At 71.4% G+C, this 24,609-nt stretch carries 19 protein-coding genes and 1 pseudogene; 16 read left to right on the forward strand and 4 right to left on the reverse strand.

Annotated features, from left to right (window positions below):
• Positions 1-26 precede the first annotated feature (26 nt).
• Positions 27-398, reverse strand: a pseudogene (locus tag AB0J69_RS36500) (winged helix-turn-helix transcriptional regulator); the annotation flags it as partial.
• A 94-nt stretch (positions 399-492) separates the two neighbouring features.
• Here AB0J69_RS36500 and AB0J69_RS36505 point away from each other — a divergent pair.
• From AB0J69_RS36505 to AB0J69_RS36525, 5 genes are all read left to right on the forward strand, one after another.
• Entirely contained in the window at positions 493-1,185 is a 693-nt protein-coding gene (locus tag AB0J69_RS36505) for a nitroreductase family protein (RefSeq protein WP_364127075.1), read from the forward strand.
• Positions 1,186-1,257: 72 nt separating this feature from the next.
• Positions 1,258-3,084 carry a M14 family zinc carboxypeptidase gene (locus AB0J69_RS36510; RefSeq protein WP_364127077.1) on the forward strand — a complete coding sequence of 609 codons (1,827 nt, stop codon included), beginning with the start codon at positions 1,258-1,260 and terminating at the stop codon, positions 3,082-3,084.
• A 285-nt stretch (positions 3,085-3,369) separates the two neighbouring features.
• Positions 3,370-4,935 (forward strand): cellulose binding domain-containing protein, encoded by a 1,566-nt coding sequence (locus AB0J69_RS36515; protein ID WP_364127080.1) that lies wholly within the window; start codon positions 3,370-3,372, stop codon positions 4,933-4,935.
• Positions 4,932-6,614: a carbohydrate-binding protein gene (locus AB0J69_RS36520; RefSeq protein ID WP_364127082.1), complete on the forward strand. Its 1,683-nt coding sequence runs from the start codon at positions 4,932-4,934 to the stop codon at positions 6,612-6,614. Before AB0J69_RS36515 ends, AB0J69_RS36520 begins: the two co-directional genes overlap by 4 nt.
• 54 nt (positions 6,615-6,668) lie before the next feature.
• Positions 6,669-8,459 (forward strand): glycoside hydrolase family 18 protein, encoded by a 1,791-nt coding sequence (locus AB0J69_RS36525; protein ID WP_364127085.1) that lies wholly within the window; start codon positions 6,669-6,671, stop codon positions 8,457-8,459.
• On the opposite strand, the gene AB0J69_RS36530 is transcribed toward AB0J69_RS36525, so the two are convergent.
• Entirely contained in the window at positions 8,452-10,029 is a 1,578-nt protein-coding gene (locus tag AB0J69_RS36530; RefSeq protein WP_364127088.1) for a molybdopterin-dependent oxidoreductase, read from the reverse strand. The two genes, AB0J69_RS36525 and AB0J69_RS36530, sit on opposite strands and share 8 nt — an antisense overlap.
• 117 nt (positions 10,030-10,146) lie before the next feature.
• Between AB0J69_RS36530 and AB0J69_RS36535 the strand changes: the two genes are divergently transcribed.
• Positions 10,147-11,538, forward strand: coding sequence for a hypothetical protein (locus AB0J69_RS36535; RefSeq protein ID WP_364127091.1), 1,392 nt, complete (start codon positions 10,147-10,149; stop codon positions 11,536-11,538).
• Here the strand turns inward: AB0J69_RS36535 and erm are convergent.
• Positions 11,527-12,351 carry an ErmE/ErmH/ErmO/ErmR family 23S rRNA (adenine(2058)-N(6))-methyltransferase gene (erm, locus tag AB0J69_RS36540; protein WP_364127094.1) on the reverse strand — a complete coding sequence of 275 codons (825 nt, stop codon included), beginning with the start codon at positions 12,349-12,351 and terminating at the stop codon, positions 11,527-11,529. The genes AB0J69_RS36535 and erm overlap by 12 nt on opposite strands.
• 242 nt (positions 12,352-12,593) lie before the next feature.
• Here erm and AB0J69_RS36545 point away from each other — a divergent pair, with 242 nt between their 5' ends.
• From AB0J69_RS36545 to AB0J69_RS36590, 10 genes are all read left to right on the forward strand, one after another.
• Positions 12,594-13,655 carry a MoxR family ATPase gene (locus AB0J69_RS36545; protein ID WP_364127097.1) on the forward strand — a complete coding sequence of 354 codons (1,062 nt, stop codon included), beginning with the start codon at positions 12,594-12,596 and terminating at the stop codon, positions 13,653-13,655.
• A complete protein-coding gene (locus AB0J69_RS36550; RefSeq protein ID WP_364127099.1) occupies positions 13,652-15,427 on the forward strand; it encodes a hypothetical protein in 1,776 nt (591 codons plus the stop codon). Before AB0J69_RS36545 ends, AB0J69_RS36550 begins: the two co-directional genes overlap by 4 nt.
• 43 nt (positions 15,428-15,470) lie before the next feature.
• Positions 15,471-16,148, forward strand: coding sequence for a response regulator transcription factor (locus AB0J69_RS36555; protein WP_364127102.1), 678 nt, complete (start codon positions 15,471-15,473; stop codon positions 16,146-16,148).
• The gene (locus AB0J69_RS36560; RefSeq protein WP_364127104.1) at positions 16,145-17,563 is read left to right on the forward strand and encodes a HAMP domain-containing sensor histidine kinase; all 1,419 of its coding nucleotides are present in this window, start codon (positions 16,145-16,147) and stop codon (positions 17,561-17,563) included. Before AB0J69_RS36555 ends, AB0J69_RS36560 begins: the two co-directional genes overlap by 4 nt.
• A 23-nt stretch (positions 17,564-17,586) precedes the next feature.
• Entirely contained in the window at positions 17,587-18,114 is a 528-nt protein-coding gene (locus AB0J69_RS36565) for a hypothetical protein (protein ID WP_364127107.1), read from the forward strand.
• Positions 18,111-19,202: a peptidoglycan-binding protein gene (locus AB0J69_RS36570; RefSeq protein ID WP_364127110.1), complete on the forward strand. Its 1,092-nt coding sequence runs from the start codon at positions 18,111-18,113 to the stop codon at positions 19,200-19,202. The genes AB0J69_RS36565 and AB0J69_RS36570 overlap by 4 nt, the downstream gene beginning before the upstream one ends.
• Positions 19,202-19,888 carry an ABC transporter ATP-binding protein gene (locus AB0J69_RS36575; RefSeq protein WP_364127142.1) on the forward strand — a complete coding sequence of 229 codons (687 nt, stop codon included), beginning with the start codon at positions 19,202-19,204 and terminating at the stop codon, positions 19,886-19,888. The genes AB0J69_RS36570 and AB0J69_RS36575 overlap by 1 nt, the downstream gene beginning before the upstream one ends.
• Positions 19,885-21,081 (forward strand): ABC transporter permease, encoded by a 1,197-nt coding sequence (locus AB0J69_RS36580; protein WP_364127112.1) that lies wholly within the window; start codon positions 19,885-19,887, stop codon positions 21,079-21,081. The genes AB0J69_RS36575 and AB0J69_RS36580 overlap by 4 nt, the downstream gene beginning before the upstream one ends.
• 91 nt (positions 21,082-21,172) lie before the next feature.
• Positions 21,173-22,027 carry a prenyltransferase/squalene oxidase repeat-containing protein gene (locus AB0J69_RS36585; protein ID WP_364127114.1) on the forward strand — a complete coding sequence of 285 codons (855 nt, stop codon included), beginning with the start codon at positions 21,173-21,175 and terminating at the stop codon, positions 22,025-22,027.
• Positions 22,028-22,063: 36 nt separating this feature from the next.
• Positions 22,064-23,332: a DUF6597 domain-containing transcriptional factor gene (locus AB0J69_RS36590; protein WP_364127116.1), complete on the forward strand. Its 1,269-nt coding sequence runs from the start codon at positions 22,064-22,066 to the stop codon at positions 23,330-23,332.
• Here AB0J69_RS36590 and AB0J69_RS36595 read toward each other — a convergent pair.
• Positions 23,309-24,349: an AI-2E family transporter gene (locus tag AB0J69_RS36595; protein WP_364127118.1), complete on the reverse strand. Its 1,041-nt coding sequence runs from the start codon at positions 24,347-24,349 to the stop codon at positions 23,309-23,311. The two genes, AB0J69_RS36590 and AB0J69_RS36595, sit on opposite strands and share 24 nt — an antisense overlap.
• Positions 24,350-24,609: the final 260 nt, after the last annotated feature.

Genomic DNA, 24,609 nt, shown 5'->3' on the forward strand with positions numbered 1-24,609 from the left:
ACCCCCGGGATCGTCAGCATGGCGTCGATGACCTGCTGAATGTGCTCGTGGTCGCGCCCCGCGATCCGGCACCACACGTCGCCGGGTCCCGTCACGATGTACGCCTCCAGCAGCTCGGGGATGGACTCCAGGGTCCTGGAGATGTGCTCGCGGGCCGCCTGTTCGACCTCCAGCGTGGTGAACGCCTGCACGGGGTGGCCGAGGGCGGCGGGGGACAGGTCCGGGCCGAAGCCGGTGATCACGCCGTCGGCGGTCATGCGGTCCAGCCGGGCCTGTACGGTCCCGCGCGCCACCCCCAGCAACCGGGCGAACTCCAGCAGGCCGCTGCGCGGGCGCTCGGCGACCAGGCGGAGGACGCGGAGGTCGAGATCGTCGAGACCACGCCGGCGTGCTGGCATATCCGTCTCCAGAAGTCCGCTTCGACTGTCAAATAGGCAGCACGGGAAGGGAGCTGTTGTCAGATTCGCCACCCGTGCCGAGACTTCGGATCTTATGGAGCACCAGTATCCCCACGTTCGCTACACGCCGGAGCGCTACGGGCCCGAGGAGATGGTCAGGCGCGGCGAGGAGTTCCACCGGCTGGTGGACCGGCGGCGCAGCGTGCGGGCGTTCAGCGCCGAGCCGGTGCCGTACCGGTGTGTCGAGCTGGCCGTGCGCGCCGCCAACACCGCGCCGTCGGGAGCGCACCAGCAGCCGTGGAAGTTCGTGGCGATCGGCGACCCGGAGACGAAGCGGCGCGTGCGCGAGGCGGCCGAGGCGGAGGAGCGGCAGAACTACGAGGGCGGCCGGCTGCCGCCCGAGTGGCGCTCGGCGCTGGAGCCGATCGGGACCACCTCGGACAAGGGCTACCTGGAGGTGGCTCCGTGGCTGGTGGTGTGCTTCGCCGAGAAGTACGGCCTGGCTCCCGGCGGCGGGAAGGTCCGGCACTACTACGTCAACGAGAGCGTCGGCATCGCCTGCGGCCTGTTCATCACGGCGCTGCACGTCATGGGCCTGTGCACGCTCACCCACACGCCGAACCCGATGGCCTTCCTCAGCGAGATCTGCCGGCGCCCGCCCAACGAGCGGCCCTACATCCTGTTCCCCGTCGGCTACGCGGCCGAGGGCGCCGAAGTGCCCGACCTGATCCGGAAACCCCTCGGGGAAGCCCTAGTCACCATGTCCGGAAATTTGGGCCTTTCCTAGCGCAACCAACGTCATCACTCTTCGTTCAGGCGCCGGTTGACAACCCGAGCCCGAGCGCCTGGGGAGGACGACGTGAAACGCCGTTTTGTCATCCTGCTGGCAGCCCTCAGCCTGATCAGCCTGACCGGCATGACCGGGGCGGGCGCCTTCGCGGAACCGCCACCGAACAAGCAGTATCGCGTGGCGGGCCCGGCGAACGCGCAACAGCGCAGTGCGGTGGCGGCGACCGGAGCCGCCATCGAGGAGGTGGCCACGGACTCGGTCCTGGTCACGGCCACGGAGGCCGAGGTGTCCGCGATCAAGCGGCTCGGCTACCGGGTGTCGGAGGTGCCGCGCCCGACACCCCCGTCCGTCGACGCGTTTGACTTCCCGCCGGCGGACTCGGGATATCACAACTACGCCGAGATGACCGCCAACATCAACGCCCTGGTCGCGGCCCGGCCGAACATCGTCAGCCAGACGACGTACGGCACGTCGTACGAGGGCAGGCAGTTACGCCTGATCAAGATCAGCGACAACGTGGGCACGGACGAGAACGAGCCCGAGGTCCTGTTCACCGCGCACCAGCACGCCCGCGAGCACCTCACGGTCGAGATGGCGCTGTACATCATGCACCTGCTCGCCGACAACTACGGCACCGACTCCCGGATCACCAACCTGGTGAACACCAGGGAGATCTGGATCATGCCGGACATGAACCCGGACGGCGGCGAGTACGACATCGCCACCGGCTCCTACCGCTCCTGGCGCAAGAACCGCCAGCCGAACTCCGGCTCCTCGGCCGTCGGCACCGACATGAACCGCAACTGGGCCTACAACTGGGGCTGCTGCGGCGGCTCCTCGGGCACGACGTCCAGCGAGACCTACCGCGGCGCGAGCGCGGAGTCGGCCCCCGAGGTCAGGGCGGCGGCCAACTGGGTACGCAGCCGCGTGGTCGGCGGTGTCCAGCAGATCAGGTCGCACATCGACTGGCACACCTACAGCGAGCTGATCCTGTGGCCCTACGGCTACACCTTCAACGACACCGCGCCCGGCCTGACCCAGGACGACCGCGACGCGCACGCCACCCTCGGCCAGAACATGGCCTCGACCAACGGCTACACCCCCGAGCAGGCCAGCGACCTCTACATCACCGACGGGACCATCGACGACTGGATGTGGGGCGTCTACAAGATCTTCAGCTTCACGTTCGAGATGTACCCGACCGGCTCCAGCCCCGGCTTCTACCCGCCGGACGAGCAGATCGGCCCGCAGACCACCCGCAACAGGGAGGCGGTGCTGCGCTTCCTCGAGTACTCGGACTGCGTCTACCGCATCATCGGCAAGGAGGCCCAGTACTGCGGGACCGGCAACCCGCCGGTGACCGTCTACTCCGACACGTTCGAGACGGCCACGGGCTGGACGGTCAACCCGGGCGGCACCGACACCGCCACCCTCGGCCAGTGGGAGCGCGGTGACCCCGAGGCCACCTCCTCCAGCGGCGCCAAGCAGCTCGGCACCGCGGTCAGCGGCACGAACGACCTGGTCACGGGCCGGCTGGCGGGCTCGTCGGCGGGCGCGTACGACGTCGACGGCGGCGTCACCTCGATCCAGTCGCCACCGATCACGCTCCCCACGACGGGCGCGCTGAACCTGTCCTTCTCCTGGTATCTGGCGCACGGCTCGAACGCCTCCAGCGCCGACTACTTCCGCGTCCGCGTGGTCGGCAACACGACCACCACGGTGCTCAACCAGGCCGGCGCGGCCTCCAACCGCAACGGCGCCTGGGCGACGGCCACGGCGAGCCTGAACGCGTTCGCGGGCCAGACCGTCCGGATCCTCGTCGACACGGCCGACGCCTCGGGGGCCTCCCTGGTGGAGGCGGGCGTGGACGACGTCCGGATCACCCAGCAACCGTAGACCGGCGCCGCCGCTCCGCCGCACGGGATTCCGATCCTGTGCGGCGGAGTCGTGTTTTTGGGTCTTGTAAGCATCCGGTGTCAAAGCTACGATCGCGACAACTCTTAGGAAACTTTCCTAAAAGTAATCTTCAATCGGACAAAGCCTGACAGCCTCTGCAAGGTTAACCCGCGCCGACACCCCCCAAGGCCCGTGTTTCACCTCCGCGGGCCGTGCCGTACGGCTTGCGCTCTCACCCCCCGGCGCAAGCCGTACGGCACGCAACACCCCCCGAAGGACGAACCCGTGAGATTACGCGCGATCCTCCTGGCGCTCGCGACCGTCGTACTCAGCCTCCAGGCCCTGCCCGCCCACGCCGCCACCGCCACCGCGACCTTCGTCAAGGTCGCCGACTGGGGCTCCGGCTTCGAGGGCAAGGTCACCGTCACCAACGGCACCACCACCGCCATGTCCGGCTGGAACGTCCAGTTCGACGTCCCCGCCGGCTTCACCATCCCCTCAGCCTGGGACGCCGTCATGGCGCGGAACGGGCAGCACTACACGTTCACCCCGCCGAGCTGGGCCTCCCCGCTGGCACCCGGCGCCAGCGCGAGTTTCGGCTTCAACGGCAGCCCCGGCAACTTCCCCGGCATCACCGGCTGCACCCTGAACGGGGCCTCCTGCGGGGGCGGCACGAACCCCGGCGTCCCCGGGCGGCCCGGCACGGCCACCGCGTCGGTCACCAGCTCCAGCATCGCGCTGAGCTGGGGCGCCTCCAGCGGCACGGTGACCGGCTACCGCGTCTACGAAGGCAGTGCTGTCAAGGCCACGGTCACGGCCACCACGGCCACGATCTCCGGGCTCGGCACCTGCGAGACGCACACCTACACCGTCAAGGCGTACAACGCCCAGGGCGAGTCCCCGGGCCAGGACGTCACCGCCACCACCTCCGGGTGCACCGGCGGGGGAGGGACGCTGCCCCGGCACTTCCTCACCGGCTACTGGCACAACTTCGTCAACCCCGCCGTGGAGCTCAAGCTGTCGGCGGTGCCGAACGAGTACGACCTGGTCGCGATCGCGTTCGGCGAGGCCACGGCCACCGCGGGCGAGGTCGTCTTCGCGGTCGACCCGGGCCTGGCCACGGCCGTGGGCGGCTACACCGACGCCCAGTTCAGGGCCGACGTGCAGGCCCTGCACCAGCGCGGCAAGAAGGTGATCCTGTCCGTCGGCGGCGAGGCCGGGCGGGTGCAGGTCGCGAGCGCCGCGGCGGCGACGAGGTTCGCCGACTCGGTGTACGCGCTGATGCAGAGCTACGGCTTCGACGGCGTGGACATCGACCTGGAGAACGGCCTCAACGCCACCTACATGGCCCAGGCGCTGCGGTCGCTGCGGGCCAAGGCCAGCTCCGGGCTGATCATCACCATGGCCCCGCAGACCATCGACATGCAGTCGACCGGGATGGAGTATTTCAAGCTCGCCCTGTCCATCAAGGACATCCTCACGGTCGTCCACACGCAGTTCTACAACTCCGGCTCCATGCTCGGCTGCGACCAGGCCCAGGCGTACGCGCAGGGCTCGGTCAACTTCATGACCGCGCTGGCCTGCATCCAGCTGGAGAACGGCCTGCGTCCCGACCAGGTGGCGCTGGGCCTGCCGGCCGGACCGGGCGCCGCCGGCGGCGGCATCGTCGCCCCTTCCCTCGTCAACCAGGCGCTCGACTGCCTGGCCAAGCGCACCGGCTGCGGGACCTTCGTGCCACCGCGCGCCTACCCGGACATCCGGGGCGCGATGACCTGGTCCATCAACTGGGACGCGAGCAACAACTGGTCGTTCTCCAAGACCGTCAAGCCCCACCTCCAGGGAATGCCATGAGACTTCGCAGCAGACTCACCGCCTTGGCGACCGGCCTGGTGCTCGCACTGACCGGCGCCGGGCTCGCGACCGGCGCGCCCGCGGCGTACGGAGCGGTGCAGCAACTGGCCGCCGCCTGGGCCCCGTGGACCGCGTACGCCACCGGCGCGGTCGTCACCTACAACGGCGTCGACTACGTGTGCCTGCAGGCGCACACCTCCCAGCCCGGCTGGGAGCCGCCGAACGTGCCCGCGCTCTGGAAGGCCGGCTCGGGCGGCGGCACCGACACCACGGCGCCGTCCGTGCCCGGCAGCCTCCGCTCGACCGGGGTCACCTCCAGCAGCGTCTCCCTGGCCTGGAACGCCTCCACCGACAACGTGGGCGTCACCGGCTACAACGTCTACCGCGGCGGCACCCTGGTGACCACCGTGACCGGCACGACCTACACCGACACCGGCCGCGCCGCGAGCACCAGCTACACCTACACGGTCCGGGCCCGCGACGCCGCCGGGAACCTGTCCGGCGTCAGCAACTCCGTCACCGCCACCACCTCGGGCGGCACCGGCGCGCCCGGCCAGCCGGGCGCGGTGACCACCTCGGTCACGAACTCCAGCATCGCGCTGAGCTGGGGCGCCTCCAGCGGCACGGTGTCCGGCTACCGCGTGTACGAGGGTGCGACGCAGCGGGCCCAGGTGACCGGCACCAGCGCCACCATCTCGGGGCTCGGCGCGTGCACGACGCACACGTACACGGTGCGGGCGTACAACTCGGCGGGCGAGTCGGCCGGCCGGGACGCCACCGCCACCACGACCGGCTGCGGCAACCCCACCAAGATGCCCGGCGCCCCCTACCTCTACATGGGCTGGGGCAACCCGCCCAACCCGGGCACGGTCATGGACGCGACCGGCGTGCGGTCGTTCACGATGGCGTTCATCCTGTCCAGCGGCGGCTGCACCCCGGCCTGGGACGGCAACCGCCCGCTGACCGGCGGCGCCGACCAGCAGGCGATCAACACGATCAAGTCCAAGGGCGGCAGCGTCCAGATCTCCTTCGGCGGCTGGTCCGGCAACAAGCTCGGCCCCAACTGCGCCACGCCGCAGGCGTTCGCGGGCGCGGTGCAGCAGGTCATCAACGCCGTCGGCCCGGCGGTCGTGGACTTCGACATCGAGAACACCGACGAGTTCGAGAACTACACCGTCCAGGACCGCATCCTGAACGGGCTCAAGATCGTCAAGCAGAACAACCCGAACGTCAAGATCGTGGTCACCTTCGGCACCTCCAGGACCGGCCCGAACAGCCACGGCATCCGGCTGATCAACCAGGCGAAGGCGCTGGCCGTGCCGATCGACAACTTCACGATCATGCCGTTCGACTTCGGCAGCGCCAACATCTACCAGGACACCGTCAACGCCTCCGAGGGCCTGAAGAACGCACTGAAGAGCGCGTACGGCTGGACCGACGCCCAGGCGTACGCGCACATGGGCATCTCGGGCATGAACGGCCTGTCCGACCAGCAGGAGCTGACCACGCCGGCCACCTGGACCCAGATCCGCGACTGGGCGAAGGCCAGGGGACTGACCAGGCTCGCCTACTGGGCCGTCAACCGTGACCGCCCCTGCCCCGGCGGCGGCGTGACCTCGAACTGCAGCGGCATCGCCCAGGCCGACTGGGAGTTCACCCGCATCACCGCCGGATTCTGACCCGCCCAGCGGCCCGCCCTCCGGGAGGGCGGGCCGCAGTGAGGAACGCCCCCCATGAGAATCCGAGCGGTCCTGCTCGCCGCCGCGCTGATCGCCCTCCACGCCACCCCGGCCTCGGCCGCGAACCTCCTGGCCAACCCCGGCTTCGAATCGGGCCTGAGCGGCTGGACGTGCCCCTCCGGGGCGCAGGCCGTGTCGTCCCCGGTGCACGGGGGCACGCGGGCGCTCCAGGCGACCCCGCAGGGCAGCGACCTCGCCCGCTGCCAGCAGGTCGTCACGGTCAGGCCGAGCACGACCTACCAGCTCTCCGCCTGGGTGCAGGGCGGTTACGTCTTCCTCGGCGCGACCGGCACCGGCGGCACCGACCCGCAGACCTGGGGCTCCCCGGGCGCGTCATGGGCCCAGCTCAGGACGTCGTTCACCACCGGCGCCGCCACCACCTCCGTGACGATCCACCTCAACGGCTGGTACGGCCAGGGCGCCTACCTGGCCGACGACGTGGTGCTCGACGGTCCCGGCGGCACACCCGACACCCAGGCCCCGACCGTGCCCGGCAACCTGTCCGTCGGCGGCGCCACCTCCTCCTCGCTGGCCCTGACCTGGTCGGCCGCGACCGACAACGTCGGCGTCGCCCGCTACGAGGTCTCGCGCGACGGCGGCGCCCCGGTGGCCGTCACGGGCACGAGCCACCAGGCCACCGGCCTGACGGCGGCCACCACGTACCGCTTCCGGGTCCGCGCCTGCGACGCCGCGGGCAACTGCTCGGCCTACGGCCCCGAGGCGAGCGGCACCACGACGAGCGGCGGCGGCGGGGGAGGCGGGCTGCCGAAGCGGGTGCTGGTGGGTTACCTGCACGCGTCGTTCGCCAACGGGTCCGGATATATCCGGATGAGCGAGGTGCCCAACGAGTGGGACGTCATCAACCTCGCCTTCGGCGAGCCCACCTCCGTCACCTCGGGCGACATCCGGTTCCGCCAGTGCCCGGCCGCCGAGTGCCCCAACGTCGAACCCGAGGCGGACTTCGTCGCCGCCATCCGCGCCAAGCAGGCACAGGGCAAGAAGGTGCTGATCTCGATCGGCGGCCAGAACGGCCAGGTCCAGCTCACGACCGCGGCGGCGCGCGACAAGTTCGTCGAGTCGGTCGCCGCGATCATCGACCGGTACGGCCTGGACGGCCTCGACATCGACTTCGAGGGCCACTCCCTCTACCTCAACCCCGGCGACACGAACCTGGCGGCCCCCACCACCCCGGTCATCGTCAACCTCATCTCGGCACTCAAGTCGCTCAAGAGCCGCTACGGGGCCGGGTTCACGCTGACCATGGCCCCCGAGACGTTCTTCGTCCAGCTCGGCTACCAGTTCTACGGCCCGGGGCCGAACGGCGCGGCCGACAGCAGGAGCGCCTCCTACCTGCCCGTCATCCACGCCATGCGCGACGACCTGACCCTGCTCCACGTGCAGGACTACAACTCGGGGCCGATCAAGGGCCTCGACGACCAGTACCACACGATGGGCGGGCACGACTTCCACGTGGCCATGACGGACATGCTGCTGGCCGGCTTCCCGATCATGGGCAACGCGGGGAACGTGTTCCCGCCGCTGCGCCAGGACCAGGTGGCCATCGGGCTGCCCGCCTCGCCCAACGCGGGCAACGGGTTCACGACCGTCGCGGAGGTGCAGAAGGCGTTCGACTGCCTGGCCAAGGGGACCAACTGCGGGACGTACCGGCCGCGCGGGGTCTACCCGAACCTGCGCGGCCTGATGACCTGGTCGATCAACTGGGACAGGTACAACGGGCACGAGTTCTCCCGGAGCCACCGGGCCTACCTGAACGGGCTCAGCTGAACCGGACGAGCTGGGTGGGCTTGACCGGCAGGCCCAGTCCCGGCGGCCGGTAGGTGGGCAGCGCCTCGCCGTACTCGTGCATCCAGGCGTGGTCCACCAGCAGCCGCATCCGCCCGGCCTGGCGGGCGCCGTCCGGCTCGGCCGGGCCGGTGCCCCCGGCCAGCCGGGTCACGGCGTCCGCCACCAGGTCGGGGTCGGGCGGCGACAGGTCGCAGTGCTCGTCGGGCCCGATGAGCAGGTCCACGTCGGGCGGTAGCGGGTAGATCGGGCGCGGCAGGGCCAGCACGCGCGGCGGCGGCGCCATCGGCCAGCCGTCGCGCACCGCCTCCAGCAGCACCGAGCGCGCCGACCTGCGCGCGAACAGTCCGTCCGCCAGCGCCCAGCTCAGCGCGCCCACGTCCGAACGGTCCTCGCCGCAGGCGTGCAGGCACAGGTACGGCACCAGCGGGATCCCCGCCCCGCCCGCCTGCGCCCACCCGCCGCCGCACCCGGTCAGCACCAGCAGGGCCAGCATCGCCCGGTAGGCGGTGTCGGCGTGCGGGGTCTCCAGCCGCCCCGGCACGATCACGCACCGCCCGCCGGTCTTCTCGGCGGTCACCCCCAGCTCCCGCGCCGTCTTCAGCGCCCGCGACGCGGCCACCCCCGTGTACGCCTCCTGCCAGGCGGGCGTGTACGGCTCGCCCCGGTCCTCGTACCCCGACGGCCAGACCCCCGGCAGCCCGGGCCGCGCCACCCCGTAGACGGCCAGCAGCAGGTCGAACACGGTCGTCAGCAGCTCGTCGCCGTCGCGCAGCACGGGCACGCCGCGCCGCAGCACCCCGGTGCCGTCGTCGAAGCGCGGCAGGAGCACCTCCACTGACTCCCCGCCGTACACGCTGAGCCGCCCGCACGCCCCGTCCACCAGCCCGCCGGGCACGTACGCCGCCTCCCGCGGCCGCAGCCGCACCAGGAAGGGCAGGTCCGTGCGCTCCATGGCATGCCCGTCGAACGGCGTGCGGTCCAGGAAGAACTCCTTGAGCAGCACGTGCCCCATGGCCATGGCCAGCGCGCCGTCCGTGCCCGGCCGGACCACCAGCGTCTCGTCCGACAGCCGCGTCGGATGCGTGCCGATCGCGACCACCTTCTGCCCCTTGTACCGCCCGGCGATCACCCAGGGCGTGTCCGCCGTGCGGACGAGCCGGTTGTTCTCCCCCCACAGCAGCACGTACGCCGCCCGCGCCCAGTCGTCGGCCCCCGGACCGGCGAAGCAGGGCCCCAGCACCTGCTCGGGCGCGCACGGATGCTCGGTCAGCACTGCGCCCCCGAGCCCGCCGACCACCCGCGCCAGCGGCGAGGTGGCCAGCGCCGCCACCCGCTCGGCCCCGTGCTGGGTGGCGGTGTGCACGATGGCCGCCGCCGCCAGCTCCGCCGCCGTCCCGTCGTCCAGCGGCACCCGGCGCTCGCCCCGGGCGAGGCGATATTGCTGTGAGTTCCCTGTGAGTTTCGCCCAGGCCGCGACCGGGTCGCGCAACCCATCTCTCACCTCGAAGTAGAGCCTGACCAGTGCCTGGTTGACCTGCGATCCCCCCATGGAAAAAGTTCAACACAGACGGTGATGTCGTATCGGGATACGTGTCGGCATGTCGGGGATAAGAATTGGAAGCCCAGGTGGCAGCCGCCTCGATGTTGCGGCAGGCTAGAGGCCGCCATGGATTACGCAGTTCTCACGGGGATCGTCCTCGTCGCCGGTGTCGTGCTCGCTCTCGTCGCTCAATGGCGCGATTGGCGACCTCCTCTGATCGTCGCCATCCTCGTGGGTGTCGCCGTACGTGTGCTGATCATGTACACGTCGGCGATCGACACGTGGCAGCCCGTCGACTTCGTCGAGAGCTTCAAGCCCGCGGGCGAGGCCATCCTCCGGGGTGAGGATCCCGTACTGGCCAGCGAGGGTGGCTGGCACTTCCTGCCGACCATCCCCTACGTCTACGGCATCCTGCTGTGGCTCGGCATCCCGTGGGAATACGCGGGGCGCCTGGTGACCGTGGTCGCCGACATCGTGCTCATCCCGCTGGTGGCCAAGCTGGCCGGCGGCCCCAAGGCGTCGCTGCGCGCCCTGCAGTACGCGCTCAACCCGCTCGCCGTGCTCATCGCCTGCGTCCATGGTCAGGTGGAGCCCGTCGCGCTCGTGTTCGGCGTGGCCGCGTTCGTGGTGGCGCGCGGCCCCGGCGACCCCGACCGGCCCGGCCTGGTCACCGACGTGGTGGGCAAATTCCGCAGGGGCGTCGCGGCCTACGGCGTGCGCGCCTCCATCCCGCGCGTGATCGGCCGTGGCGGCATGCTGCACCGGGCCCTGCTGCCCGGCCCCGGCGACCTGTCCCACCTCAAGCGCGGCGCGCTGACCGGGCTGCTCATGGGCCTGGCGCTGTGCGCGAAGAGCTGGCCGATCTGGCTGATCCCCGGCATGCTGCTGCTCCTGCCCAACCTGCGCTCCCGGGTGGCCGCGCTGTTCACCACCGGGCTGGTGCCGATCTTCTTCCTGGTGACGCTGCCGATCTTCGCGGGCACCTCGCTCGACCAGATTCCCGCGGTCATCCACACCATCCAGGACATCCGGCCCATCGTCGGCGAATACGGCTGGACTCCGTGGTTCACCGGCGGCGACTGGGCCCTGCGTCCCGACCTGGCCTCGTTCGGCACCAACCTCATCTACGTCAGCGTCATCGCCGTCATCCTCTACTGGCGGCGCGCCGACCCGATCGACATGACCACGGCGATCCTGCTGGTCTTCATGGTCATGACGCCCCGGCTCGGCGCCCAATACCTGCTGTGGTTCATGCCGTTCCTGGTCGCCCGGCCCACCCGGTTCGCCTGGCCGGCCATCCTGGCCGCCTCCTTCTGGGCGGCCTACGGCTACCTCTACATGACGCAGTTCGACGTCAACACGTGGTGGTTGCAACATTCGTACTGGTCGCGGGCGTCGATCGTGCTGCTGCCGATCCTCGCGCTGGCCATGCCGTGGGGCCGCCGCATCGCGACGGCCCCGCTCCTGGCCCGCACCGGCGGCCTGTCGGCGCCGACCAGGGTCAAGTCACCGGCATAGGCGCCCCCACAACGTGACCCACTGGTCGGGGTGCACGTGGCCCACGACGGTGTCGCGGGCCACGCCCGCAGCCGCCAGCGCGGCGTCCACGCCGTCGTAACGGGCCTTCAGCGAGGCCCGCACCGACCCGCCCACCCCGCCGAAGCCCAGCTCGACCAGCTCCTGGTAGGAGCGGCGGTCGGGTACGAGCGGCGCCGGCCGGCGCTCCAGGCGCAGGATCGCCGAGTCGACGGACGGCACGGGCCGGAAGCTCTCGCGGCCGATCGTGTCGCCCAGCCGCCAGCCGAACCACGGCCACGACTCCACCGTGACCAGGCTCCACCGGCCGTAGTCGCCGGAGCGCTTGCGGGCGTACTCCCGCTGCGTGAGCAGCGTCGCCGAGGTCAGGGCCGGCGCCCGCAGGCACCAGTCCACGATCTTCGACGTGACCGAGTAGGGGATGTTCCCCACGACCGCGAACGGCTCGCGCGGCGCCCGCGCGGCCGTGAAGTCGCCCCTGACGACGTCGATGCGGGGATCGTCGCGCGTGCGCGAGGCCAGCCGCCCGGCCAGCCTGGGGTCGATCTCGTAGCCGATGACCGTCGCGCCGGCCTCGGCCAGCGCCAGGGTGAGCGCGCCCTCTCCCGCGCCGGGCTCCAGCACGAGCCCCTCGGGAGCGGCGGCCTTGACCACCAGTGCGACGGCATGCCGGTCGACCAGGAAATTCTGCGACAGCTCACGCCGCGCCCGATCCACGGGCGTCCGGCCGCCGCCGCTGTTCCTGGCCTTCTTCTGGGTGTGTGAATAGTTTCCGTGCGCGAAATTCTGCGCCACAGCACTGCCCTTCCGGGTCCTCGAGATTGATCGGTCTCGAAGGGCCCTGGGCGCGCCTGCGGACGCTCAGCCTCAGGTCATCGCGTCCGCTGACGGGCCAGAGCCCGGCTGCGGCGAATGCGGATGAAAACCTGGCACGTGAACATGCATGACATGCGTGACACTGTAGGTCGCGCTCGTCCGGGCGGGCAAAGCATTAAACCTGATGCGGATCCGACACCCGATCAAGCACTCTTGAACGGATGCAGGCAACGGTCACGGTCACCCCCGCACAGCTCCCCGAGCTGCTGCTGCACGTCGCCGTGGTCCGGCCGGTGTTCCTGTGGGGCGCGCCCGGCATCGGCAAGAGCTCGCTCGTCCGCGAGTTCGCCGCCTCGCTGGGGCTCGAATGCGTGACGCTGCTCGGCACCCAGCTCGCCCCCGAGGACCTGATCGGCGTGCCCGAGCTGGTCAACGGGCGCAGCCGGTTCGCGCCGCCCGAGTCGATCGCCAGGTCCGAGCCCTACTGCCTGTTCCTCGACGAGCTCAACGCCTCCGCCCCCGAGGTGCAGAAGGCGTTCTACTCGCTGATCCTCGACCGCCGGATCGGCACGTACGAGCTGCCCGCCGGCTCCGTGGTGATCGGCGCGGGCAACCGGGCCACCGACAACGCGCTGGCCCGGCCGATGGCCTCCGCGCTGATCAACCGGCTGGTCCACGTCCACCTGCGCGCCTCCTCCGACGACTGGCTGAAGTGGGCGGCCGGCAACGGCATCCACCCGTGGATCATCGACTACCTGGTGCAGCGGCCCGACCACCTGTGGAGCCCGCCGCCGAAGACCGAGGAACCGTTCTCCTCGCCCAGGGCCTGGCACATGCTGTCGGACGTGCTCACCTCCTACGGCGACGACGTGGCCGACGAGACCCTCGCGATGCTCGCGTTCGGCACGCTCTCCACCGCGCACGCCTCCGCCTTCCGCGCCTACGTCAAGACCGTGCGGCACGCGTACGACCTGGAGGCCGTGCTGAAGGGCGAGGCCCCCTGGCCGCGGCGGCCCCAGGAGCGCGACCTGCTCTACTTCCTGGCCGAGGCGTTCCGCGCCCGCCTGGTCAAGGAGCTGCCCGCCGACAAGCGCGGCGCCTCCGGCCGGGGGCGGGACCTGGGCTTTCGGGCCAAGACGCTGCTGGTCGAGCTGGCCGAGATCTCCCTCGAATGCGCCCAGCTCGTCATCGCCAACGGCGCCGACGGCGCGCCCGTCCTGCCCACCTGGTTCCTGGTGGAGGTGGGCAGGGACGTGCCGCGGCTGATGGCGGCCCGGTCATGAGCCACAAGAAGGCCAAGGTCGATCCCTGGCGGGCCGAGGCCATGAACGGCTGGACCGCGGTCATCCGGCTGCCGCTGTTCAAGGTGTTCTCCAGCTCCCTCCAGGAGGCCGACGACGGCGAGCTGCCGAACGACACGTGGGCGATCGTCACCGAGGACGGCTACGTCCGCTTCCACACCAAGCGCCGCGCCCCCGCCGAGGAGTGGTCGTGGGTCTTCGCCCACCTCCTGCTCCACCTGGGCTTCGGCCACGCCGACCCGCGGGCCTGCGCGCCCAAGGACATCGACGGCGACCGCCCGCACCCCGCCTACCACGCCGCCTGCTGCGTGGCGGTGGAGCGGTTCCTGCGCACGCTCAAGATCGGCCGCTGCCCCGCCCCGCTGCCCGCCGAGCTGCCGGAGAACGACGAGGTGACGCTGTCCGAGCAGTGGCGCCGGCTCAGCGTGCCCGAACGGTTCAAGCCGGTCGGTGAGCCCGACTTCCGCATCGGCTCCGCGAAGCTGGCCGAGCTCCTGGACTTCCAGCGCTCGTTCGCGATCGGCATCGCCGAGGCGGCCACCGCCGCGCTCGACCGGGCGGGCGAGCCGCGCACCCCCGTCGAGGGGCACGTCAAGGGGCCGTGGGACGTGGCGCTGCGCTGGTTCGCGTCGTCGTACCCGCTGCTCGGGGCGCTGGCCGCGGGCATGAAGATCGTTTCGGACGCGGAGCTGGCCCGGGGCTGGGACATCTCGATCGCCGCGGTCAGCGCCGAGGCCGGCGAGATCTACGTCAACCCGCTCGCCCAGCACTCCGAGCACGAATGGCGCTTCGTGCTGGCCCACGAGATGCTGCACGCCGCGCTGCGGCACGGCGAGCGGGTGGGCCTGCGCGACCCGTACCTGTGGAACGTCGCCTGCGACTACGTGATCAACGGCTGGCTGGTCGAGATGGGCGTCGGCGAGATGCCCGAAGGGCTGCTGTTCGACCAGTCGCTCGCCGGCCTGTCCGCCGAGGCGGTCTATGACCGCATCGCCTCCGACCTGCGGCGCGTCAGGAAGCTGGCGACCCTGCGCGGGCGCGGCCTCGGCGACGTGCTGGACCGCCCGCCGCGCCGCGCCGGCGGCCACGTCGACCTCGACGACTACTACCGCAACGCCCTCTGCACCGGCCTGGCCTACCACCAGTCGAGCGGGCGCGGGCTGCTGCCCGCCGGGCTCGAACAGGAGATCCGCGCGCTCGACCAGCCCCCGCTGCCCTGGGACGCCCAGCTCGCGCGCTGGTTCGACGAGCACTTCCAGCCCGAGGAGAAGCGGCGCTCCTACGCCCGCGCCTCCCGCAGGCAGGCCTCCAGCCCCGGCATCCCGCGGCCCGGCTGGATGCGGCCGGAGGAAGTCGTGCGCAGGCCCACGTTCGGGGTGGTGCTGGACACCTCCGGCTCGATGGACGTGCGGCTGCTCGGCAAGGCCCTCGGCGCCATCGCCTCCTACGCCGCCGCCCGCGACGTGCCCCGCGCCCGCGTGGTGTTCTGCGACGCGATGGCCTACGACGCCGGCTACCTCCCGGTCGAGGAGATCGCCGGCAAGGTCAGGGTGCGCGGCCGCGGCGGCACGATCCTCCAGCCGGGCGTCCACCTGCTCGAACGCGCCGACGACTTCCCGCCCGACGGCCCCATCCTGCTGATCACCGACGGCATGTGCGACGTGCTGCGGATCCGCAGGGAGCACGCCTTCCTCATCCCGCAGGGCGCCTGGCTGCCGTTCCGCGCCCGCGGGCCGGTGTTCTACCTGAAATAACGCTTTGAGCTGGCATTGAGCTGGCTCGGGTAGACCTTTGGGTATGGACCGACCGGCCAGGGTGCTCGTCGTGGACGACGAGCCGAACATCCGCGCCCTGCTCTCCCAGACGCTGCGACTGGTTTCCTTCGAGGTCAGGACCGCGGAGACGGGCGCGGAGGCGGTGACGGCCGCCAGGGAGTTCAAGCCCGACATCGTGGTGCTCGACGTGATGCTGGAGGACTTCGACGGGTTCGAGGTCGCCCGGCGGCTCGGCGAGCGCATCCCCGTGCTGTTCCTGACCGCCCGCGACCGTGTCGAGGACCGCGTGCAGGGCCTCACGCTGGGCGCCGACGACTACGTGGCCAAGCCGTTCAGCCTGGAGGAGGTCGTCCTGCGCATCCGCGCCATCCTGCGCCGCAGCCGCACCGAGCGCCAGGACGACGTTCTGCGCTACGCCGACCTGGAGCTGGATCCGCAGGCCCACGAGGTACGCCGGGCCGGGGTGCCGGTGGACCTGTCGCCCACCGAGTTCAACCTCCTCGAATACCTGCTGGCCAACGCCGGCCGGGTGGTGAGCAAGGCGCAGATCCTCGACAGCGTCTGGCGCTACGACTTCGACGGCGACTCCAGCATCGTCGAGTCGTACGTCTACTACCTGCGGAAGAAGATCGACAAGTACGAACCGCAGCTCATCCACACCGTGCGCGGCGTCGGCTACACCCTGAGGATCCCGCGGTGAGGCCCGCCAACTGGACCCTGCGCACCCGCCTCGTGATGGCCGTGCTCGGCCTGGCCACGCTCGGGCTCGTGCTGTCCAACCTCGTCGGCATCGCGCTGCTGCGCGACAACATGATGGGCCGCGTGGACAAGCAGCTCGACCAGATCATCAAGACCGCCAACGTGAAGACCTTCCAGGCGCTCACGAAGATGCCGACCATGGCGAACGACCTCAGCGAGGTCCTGGCCAAGCGCGTCTCCGCGGTGCAGCAGATCATGATCTTCAGCGCCGACGGCACCCTGCAGTTCCGCAGCTCCAAGGACGGCTCCCAGCCCGGCCCCGTCATCGACGAGGACGAGATCGCGATCGGCGTCAACTACACCGTGCCCGGCACCAGCGGCCCCGCGTGGCGGGTCCGGGCCGCGGCGCTGCCCAACGGTGGCACGTGGGTGTTCGCGCAGTCGTTGGCCGAGGTGGAGCAGACCGAGACCTCGGCCATCGCCATCGCCGTCGCGGTCAGCGCGTTCGTGCTGCTCCTGCTCGGCCTGGCCGCCGACGCCGTCGTACGCCTCGGCCTGCGGCCCCTGACCAGGATGGAGAGCACGGCCGGGCACATCGCCCGCGGCGACTTCGCCCGCCGCGTCCACGCCCACGACCCGCACACCGAGCCGGGCCGCCTGGCCACGGCCATGAACGTCATGCTCGACCGCCTCCAGTCCGAGATCGCCGCCAGGACCGAGTCCGAGGCCCGCATGCGGCGCTTCCTCGCCGACGCCTCCCACGAGCTGCGCACCCCGCTCACCTCCGTACGCGGCTTCGCCGAGCTGCACCGCAGGGGCGGCGGCGACACCGACGAGGCCATGCGCAGGATCGAGGACGAGGCGGCCAGGATGGGCGTGCTCGTCAACGACCTGCTCACCCTCGCCCAGCTCGACGAGGAGCGCCCGCTCGACCGCGGCTCCGTGGACCTGCTGGAGGTGGCCGCCGACACGATCCGCGACGCCCGCGTACGCGTGCCCGGCCGGCAGGTCAGGCTGGCCGGGTACGGCGGCAGGCTCGTGCCCGTCTCCGTCGTGGGCGACGAGGCCCGCCTGCGCCAGGTGGCCGCGAACCTCGTCGGCAACGCGCTCTGCCACACGCCGCCCGACGCCGACGTCACCGTCAGGGTGGGCAGGTCGGGCAGCTCGGCCGTCCTGGAGGTGGCCGACACCGGCCCCGGCGTGCCGCCCGAGCACGTGCCGCGCCTGTTCGACCGCCTCTACCGCGTCAGCCAGGGCAGATCCAGGTCCGACGGCGGCGCCGGGCTCGGCCTGGCCATCGTCTCCGCCATCGTCCGCGCCCACGGCGGCCGGGTCGAGCTGGACACCGGGCCAGGACGGGGCGCCACCTTCCGCGTACTTCTACCTGACTATGAGGCGGCTCCCAGCCCGCATTGAACCGTGCTCGGCACATTCGGGGCATGACACGGACACTCATCACCACCATGGTCCTGGCCGCCGCGCTGACGGCCGGATGCGGCGGCGAACCGGCCGGCACCGGAGTCGCCTCCATCGCCTCCGGATCGGCCCAGCCCACCGCCGGCGCCACGCCCACCGGCACCACCGACCCGCAGGAGCAGGGCAGGCGGTGGGCCAGGTGCATGCGCGAGCACGGCGTGCCCGTGGAGGACCCCGACCCGAACGGCGGCGGCGGCCTGAACGCGCTCGTCCAGCAGGCCGACAAGGGCAAGGTCCAGGACGCCGTCAAGGCCTGCCGCGAGCTCGCGCCGTTCAAGGACCGCGGGGAGCTCAAGCCCGAGGACATCGAGCAGCTCCGCCTGTTCGCCAAGTGCATGCGGGAGAACGGCGTGAACATGCCCGACCCCAACCCCGACGGCACCTTCGGCGGTGACGGCGCCGCGGGCGACATCAAGCGCGACGGACCCAAATTCCAGAAGGCGTTCGAGGTCTGCCGCGACAAGTTCCCCAAGATGGGAGCGACCAAGTGACGAAGGTCGAGGAGACCCGGCTCGCCCCCCGCGCCCTGCCCCCACGACGGCGCAGCCCGGTCCGGGTCCTGGCCTGGGCGGGCGGCGCCGCGCTGCTCGCCGCCGCCGTCGCGGCCGCCGCCATCGGCTTCGGCGGCGACGGCACCGGTACGGCCGTCGCCGGCCGGACGCCCCCCGCCACCGCCAAGGTGACCCGCACGACGCTCACCGAGACCAAGACCGTGGACGGCACCCTCGGCTACGGCGAGGCCGTCGCGGTCACCGGCAAGTCCCAGGGCACGATCACCTGGCTGCCCGCCGAAGGCTCCACCATCACCAGGGGTCACGCCGTCTACAGCGCGGACGCCGACCGCCGCCCCCTCCTGTACGGCACCATGCCCCTCTACCGGACCCTGCGGGACGGTGTCGAGGGCAAGGACGTCGAGCTGCTCGAACGCAACCTGGACAAGCTCGGCTACACCGGCTTCGACGTGGACGACGAGTTCACCTGGGCCACCAGGGAGGCGGTCGAGGACTGGCAGGAGGACCTCGGCCTCGACGTCACCGGCGAGGTACAGCCCGGCGACGTCGTCGTGGCCGACGGCCGCATCCGCGTCGCCGAGCTGAAGAAGGCGCTCGGCGACCCGGCCAGTGGGCAGGTCCTCACCGCCACCGGCACCACCCGCGAGGTGCTCGTCGCCCTCGACGTGGCCGACGAGCACCTGGTCAGGAAGGGCATGCAGGCCACCGTGGAGCTGCCCGACGGCACCACCGTCAAGGGCAAGGTCACGAGCGTGGGCAAGGTCGCCACCGAGACCACCAGCGGCAACGACACCGTGACCACCGTCGAGGTCAGGGTGTCGGTGAGCGGGCTGAAGAAGTCGTACGACGCCGCCCCCGTGGACGTCACCATCGTCTCCGAGCAGCGCGAGAACGTCCTGGCCGTCCCGGTCGGAGCGCTGGTCGCACTCTCCGAGGGCGGTTACGGCGTGCAGGTCGTGGACGGCTCGGCCACCCGCTACGCCGCGGTCGAGACCGGCATGTTCGCCGACGGCAAGGTCGAGGTCGAAGGGCTGCAGGAAGGCATGACCGTGGCGGTGCCCAAGTGATCGTCGAACTGCACGACGTCAGCAAGGAGTACGGCGACGTCGCCGCGCTGCGCGGAGTCTCGCTGGGCATCGAGCACGGCGAGCTCGTCGGCATCGTGGGCCCGTCCGGCTCGGGCAAGTCGACCATGCTCAACATGATCGGCACCCTCGACCGCCCGTCCGGCGGCACCGTCCGCATCGCCGGGCACGACGTGCTCACCCTCACCGACAGGCAGCTGTCCGCCCTGCGCGCGAACGTCATCGGCTTCGTCTTCCAGCAGTTCCACCTGGCCGCCGGCGTTCCCGTGCTGGACAACGTGGCCGACGGGCTGCTGTACGCGGGACCGGCGCTGCGCGAGCGGCGGCTGCGCGCGTACGACGCCCTGGAACGGGTGGGGCTCGGGCACCGGCTCGGCCACCGCCCGCACGAGCTGTCCGGCGGCGAGCGGCAGCGCGTCGCCATCGCCCGCGCCGTCGTCGGCGACCCGCGCCTGCTGCTGGCCGACGAGCCGACCGGCAACCTCGACTCCCGCTCCGGAGCCGGCGTGATGGAGCTGCTGCGCGAGCTCAACGCGGGCGGCACCACCGTGGTCGTCATCACCCACGACCGCGACATCGCCGCCTCGCTGCCCCGGCAGGTGGAGATGCTCGACGGCCGGGTCGTGCCGGAGGCGCGCATGGGAGCCCTGGACGGAGTACGCAGATGACCGCCCTCACATCCACTCGCCTGCGGCCCCGCGACGTGATCAGGGTCGGCGGATCCGGCCTGCGCGCCCGGCCGCTGCGCGTGTTCCTGTCGGCGCTCGGGATCGCCATCGGCATCGCCGCCATGCTCGGCGTCGTCGGCATCTCCGCCTCCAGCCAGGAGGACCTCAACCGGCAGCTCGAAGCGCTCGGCACGAACCTGCTCACCGTGTCGCCCGGCCAGAGCCTGTTCGGCGAGGCGTCCCACCTGCCCGCCGAGTCGGAGGGCATGATCGACCAGATCGCCCCCGTCACCGCGGTCACCGCGACCGGCACCACGCCGGCCAAGGTCTACCGCAACGACCACGTCCCCGAGGCCGAGACCGGCAGCATCTCCGTCACCGCCGCCCGCCTCGACCTGCTCGACGACGTCGGCGCCGGCGTCGTCAGCGGCGCCTGGCTGAACGAGGCCACCCACCGCTACCCCGCCACCGTGCTCGGCGCCAAGGCGGCCGACCGGCTCGGCGTCGTCCAGGCCGGCCCCGACCAGCGGGTCTGGCTCGGCGGGCAGTGGTTCACCGTCGTCGGCGTGCTCGCCCCCGCGCCGCTGGCCCCCGAGGTCGACACGGCCGCCCTCGTCGGCTGGCCGGTCGCGGAGGAGCGGCTCGGCTTCGACGGGTACGCGACCACGATCTACGCCAGGGCGCAGGAGGCGTTCGTCGTCGAGGTGCGCGACGTGCTCGCCGCCACCGCCAACCCGGAGAAGCCCAACGAGGTCGAGGTCTCCAGGCCCTCCGACGTGCTGGCCGCCAAGCAGGCCACCGACGCCACCCTGAACGCCCTCCTGCTCGGCCTCGGCGGTGTCGCGCTGCTGGTCGGCGGCGTGGGCGTGGCCAACACGATGGTCATCTCGGTGCTGGAGCGCCGCGCCGAGATCGGCCTGCGACGCTCCCTGGGCGCCACGCGCGGGCAGATCCGGCTGCAGTTCCTGGCCGAGTCGCTGCTGCTGTCGGCCATCGGCGGGGTCGGGGGCGTGCTGCTCGGCATCGGCGTCACGGGCGCGTACGCGGGCTTCCAGGGCTGGCCCGCGATCGTACCGGTCTGGGCCATGCTGGGCGGCGTCCTCGCCACGCTCGTCATCGGCGGCATCGCCGGCTTCTACCCGGCGGTCCGCGCGGCCAGGATGTCCCCCACGGAGGCGCTGGCCGCTCCCTGAACACGTCCGATTATTGCAAGAGGACGGCACGGTGCCAGGGGTAGCTTCGCGTTCATGACCCGGTTTCCGCTTACGGAAGGAGCTCACCGAGATGGACGCACTCGATCGGGCGGAGCAGTACCTGCAAGTCCACGGGAGGCTGATCGACCGGCTGCGGTTCGAGGCGCTGTTCCGGGACGGCTCCCGCGAGCGCGTCCTCGGCGCGCTGCGCTGCTACCAGAACCCCGACGGCGGGTTCGGCAACGCGCTGGAGCCCGACCTGCGCGGCGCGGGCAGCCAGCCGGAGCCGGTCGAGGTGGCGTTCTGGATCCTGGACGAGCTGGACGCGTTCGACTCGCCCATGGTGCCGGCCGCCTGCGACTACCTCGCCTCCATCACCACCCCGGACGGCGGTGTGCCATGGGTCCTGCCGTCCGTCATGACCACGCCGCGCGCGCCGTGGTGGCAGACGGACGACGACCCGCCTGGTCACCTCGTACCGACCGCCGCCATCGCCGGGCTGCTGCACAAGCACGGGGTCACGCATCCCTGGCTCGCCACCGCCACGGACTTCTGCTGGTCGCGGCTGGCCACCCTGACGGAGCCCGGCGCGTACGACGCCCAGGCGGCGGTGACGTTCCTGGAGCTGGTGCCGGACCGGGAGCGCGCGGAGGCGGAGTTCGCCCGGTTGCGCGACGCCCTGCTCGCCACGGTCGCCCTCGACCTGGAGGCGACCGGCCACGTCCACTTCCCGCTCGACTTCGCGTCGGAGCCGTCCCGGCTGCCCCTGTTCACGCAGGACGTCCTGGACACGCACCTTGACGCGCTGCTCGCCACGCAGTCCCCCGAGGGGGGTTGGAGCGCCAATTGGTCGATGTGGACGCCGCTGGTCGAGCACGAATGGGGCGGCTACCTCACCGTTCACCGCCTCAAGACCCTGCGCGCGTACGGGCGGCTGCCCGGCTGACGCCGTTCTGTCGGCAGGGTCGCGTACGTTGGAGGCATGTACGAGGAACGGCCCCCAGGGCCCGGCCTCGCCGACCGCGTCGCCTGCGGGTGGCACCGGAGCAGTGAGGTGGCCTTCACCCAGCTCGTGGTGCCCGATGCCTGCGTGGACCTCGTCTGGGGGGCGTCCGGCCTGTTCGTGGCCGGTCCCGACACCGGGCCCATGCCCGCGGCCATCGGGGCGGGCGAGACGATGGCGGGGGTGCGCTTCAAGCCCGGCGCGGTGGGCGACTTCCTCGGCGTGCCGCTCCAGGAGCTCCGCGACCGGCGCGTTTCCCTGGCGGACCTGCCTGGCGGGGATGCCCTCGTGTCCGAGCTCACGGATCACCCGCTACTGTCACCCGCGCTCGCGGGCGAGGCGTTGCCCGCGGCCTGGATGGAGGAGCCGGGCGTCGCGGCCGGCGCTCGCCTCGCCGGTGAGTCGTGGGCCGCTGTCGGGCTGCGACTCGCCGCCGAGCTGGAGGCCGCTCATGAGCGGCGTCCAGCGGTCGACCCGAGCGCCGCCGCCGACCGCCGCCTCGCCGCGGACCTTCGCCTCGCCAGCGACCGGAGTCCCGCTACCGACCGGAGTCCTGCTACCGACCTGCGCCCCGCTGCCGGGCAGCGGGGCGCCGTTGAGCGGTCGCTCGCTGCGGAACGACGTCTCGCCGCTGAGCGGTCGCTAGCGGTGGAGCGGCGCCTTGCCGTCGAACGGTCGCTCTCTGCGGAGCGGCGCCTCACTGCGGAGCCGTCGCCCGCTGTGGAGCGGCGTCTCGCTGCGGAGCGGTGGACCGCCGACGCTCGCCTCGCTGCCGAGCCGAGCGCCGGCGTCGCTGTCGCGCCGCGCGTCGCGGAGGCCGAGGCACGCCTCCGTGCCCTGCTCGCCGCGGTCAGACGCCGCCTGATCACCAGCCCCGCGACCGGCTCGGCGACCAGCCTCGCGACCGGCTCGGTGGCCGGCTTCGCGAGTCCCGTCGATCCCGCCGCCCCCGCCATCGCCGCGGCTCTGAGCAAGGGCCGCACGGTGGCCGAAGTGGCCTGGGACCTCGGCTTCAGCGAGCGCCAGCTGCAGCGCCGCAGCGTGATGTCGTTCGGCTACGCGCCCAAGACCCTCCAGCGCATCGTCCGCTTCCAGCACGCGCTCCGGCTGGCCCGCGCGGGCGTACCGCTGGCGGAGGTGGCGGTCACGGCCGGCTACACCGACCAGGCCCACCTCGCGAACGACGTCAAACGCCTGAGCGGGGTGTCGATGAGCCGCCTCGTCTCACCTGTCGGGCAGTCTGCCTGACACGAGCGCCTGCACCCACTTGGCGCTCGGATCGCTGTCGATCAGCAGCGCCCGCGTCAGCAGGCTCAACGGAATGGCGAGGATCGCACCGAGCGGCCCCAGCACGAAAGTCCAGACGATCAGCGAGATGAACGTCATCGTCGTGGAGAGCCCCACGGCGTCTCCCAGGAATTTCGGCAGAATGAACGACTGGGTGACGACATTGATGACGATATAAGCGGCGATGACGAGCAACATTGTCTGCACTCCGCCGTCCAGCAGGGCGAGCATGGCCGGTGGCAGCAGGCTGATGACGAATCCGATGTTCGGGATGTAATTGGCGATGAGCGCGAGCACACCCCAGAGCAGCGGCAGCGGCACGTCCAGCAGTTCCAGGGCGATCACGTCGAGGATCGCGTTGATCAGCCCGAAGACGGTCGAGACAATCAGGTAACGCCGAGTTTTGTACCCGAACGTGGCCAGCGCCGTCACCAGTTGCGGCCGGCTGCCCTCGCCGGAGGTGAGGATTTTCGCGGTCCGCGGCGCGTCGAGCGACATCGCCAGCAACAACACGACAACGAGAAAGAGCGCGGAAAGAACGCCGATCAAACTGCCCAGCAGGCTCTGTGCCAATCCGAGCACCCGTCCCGGGTCGAACGCCTCCAGCCCCTTGTTGAGCACCTCGTTGCTGAGACCGTGCGTGGTGGCCCAGTGCTGGGCGTCGGTGAGGAGTTGCTCGAACTGCGCGGTGTACGTGGGCAGCAGCAGGGCGAGCTGCGTGACCGAGATGGTCAGGATGCCGACCATGCCGAGCAGCACGAGCAGGACGATGAGGAACGGCACGGCGACCTGCAGCCAGATCGGGGCCCGCAAGTCGTGGAGCCGGCCGCGTACGGGGGAGACGGCGATGACGAGCACGAGGGCCAGCACGACGGGGCCGGCGATGGAGGCGACCTCGCGGATCCCGAAGAGCACGACCACCCCGGCGGCGATGCCCACCAGGATGATGAGCGCCCGGGGCACGGATTGATCTCGCACGTCCCCGTACCTACCCGTGCGGGCAGGGCGAACCATCGATTTGACGGTTCCGGGAGGCGTACATAGAGTTCACCAGTCCCACGAGGAAGACGTTGATCGTCGGCCTCACTCGGGGGCACCTCCTGACACCACCGCTTCGGTGAGGCGTGCGCGTCCACTCGGATCGGCTGGTAAGTTAGAGGGGTTGTCTCCGAAAGGGGGCGCGGCTTAATTCCTGCAGGTCGAGCGGGTCCGGTCAATTTGACAGGGACTTGAACGGC

The sequence above is a fragment of the Nonomuraea sp. NPDC049709 genome (assembly GCF_040674815.1).
Taxonomy (GTDB): Bacteria; Actinomycetota; Actinomycetes; order Streptosporangiales; family Streptosporangiaceae; genus Nonomuraea.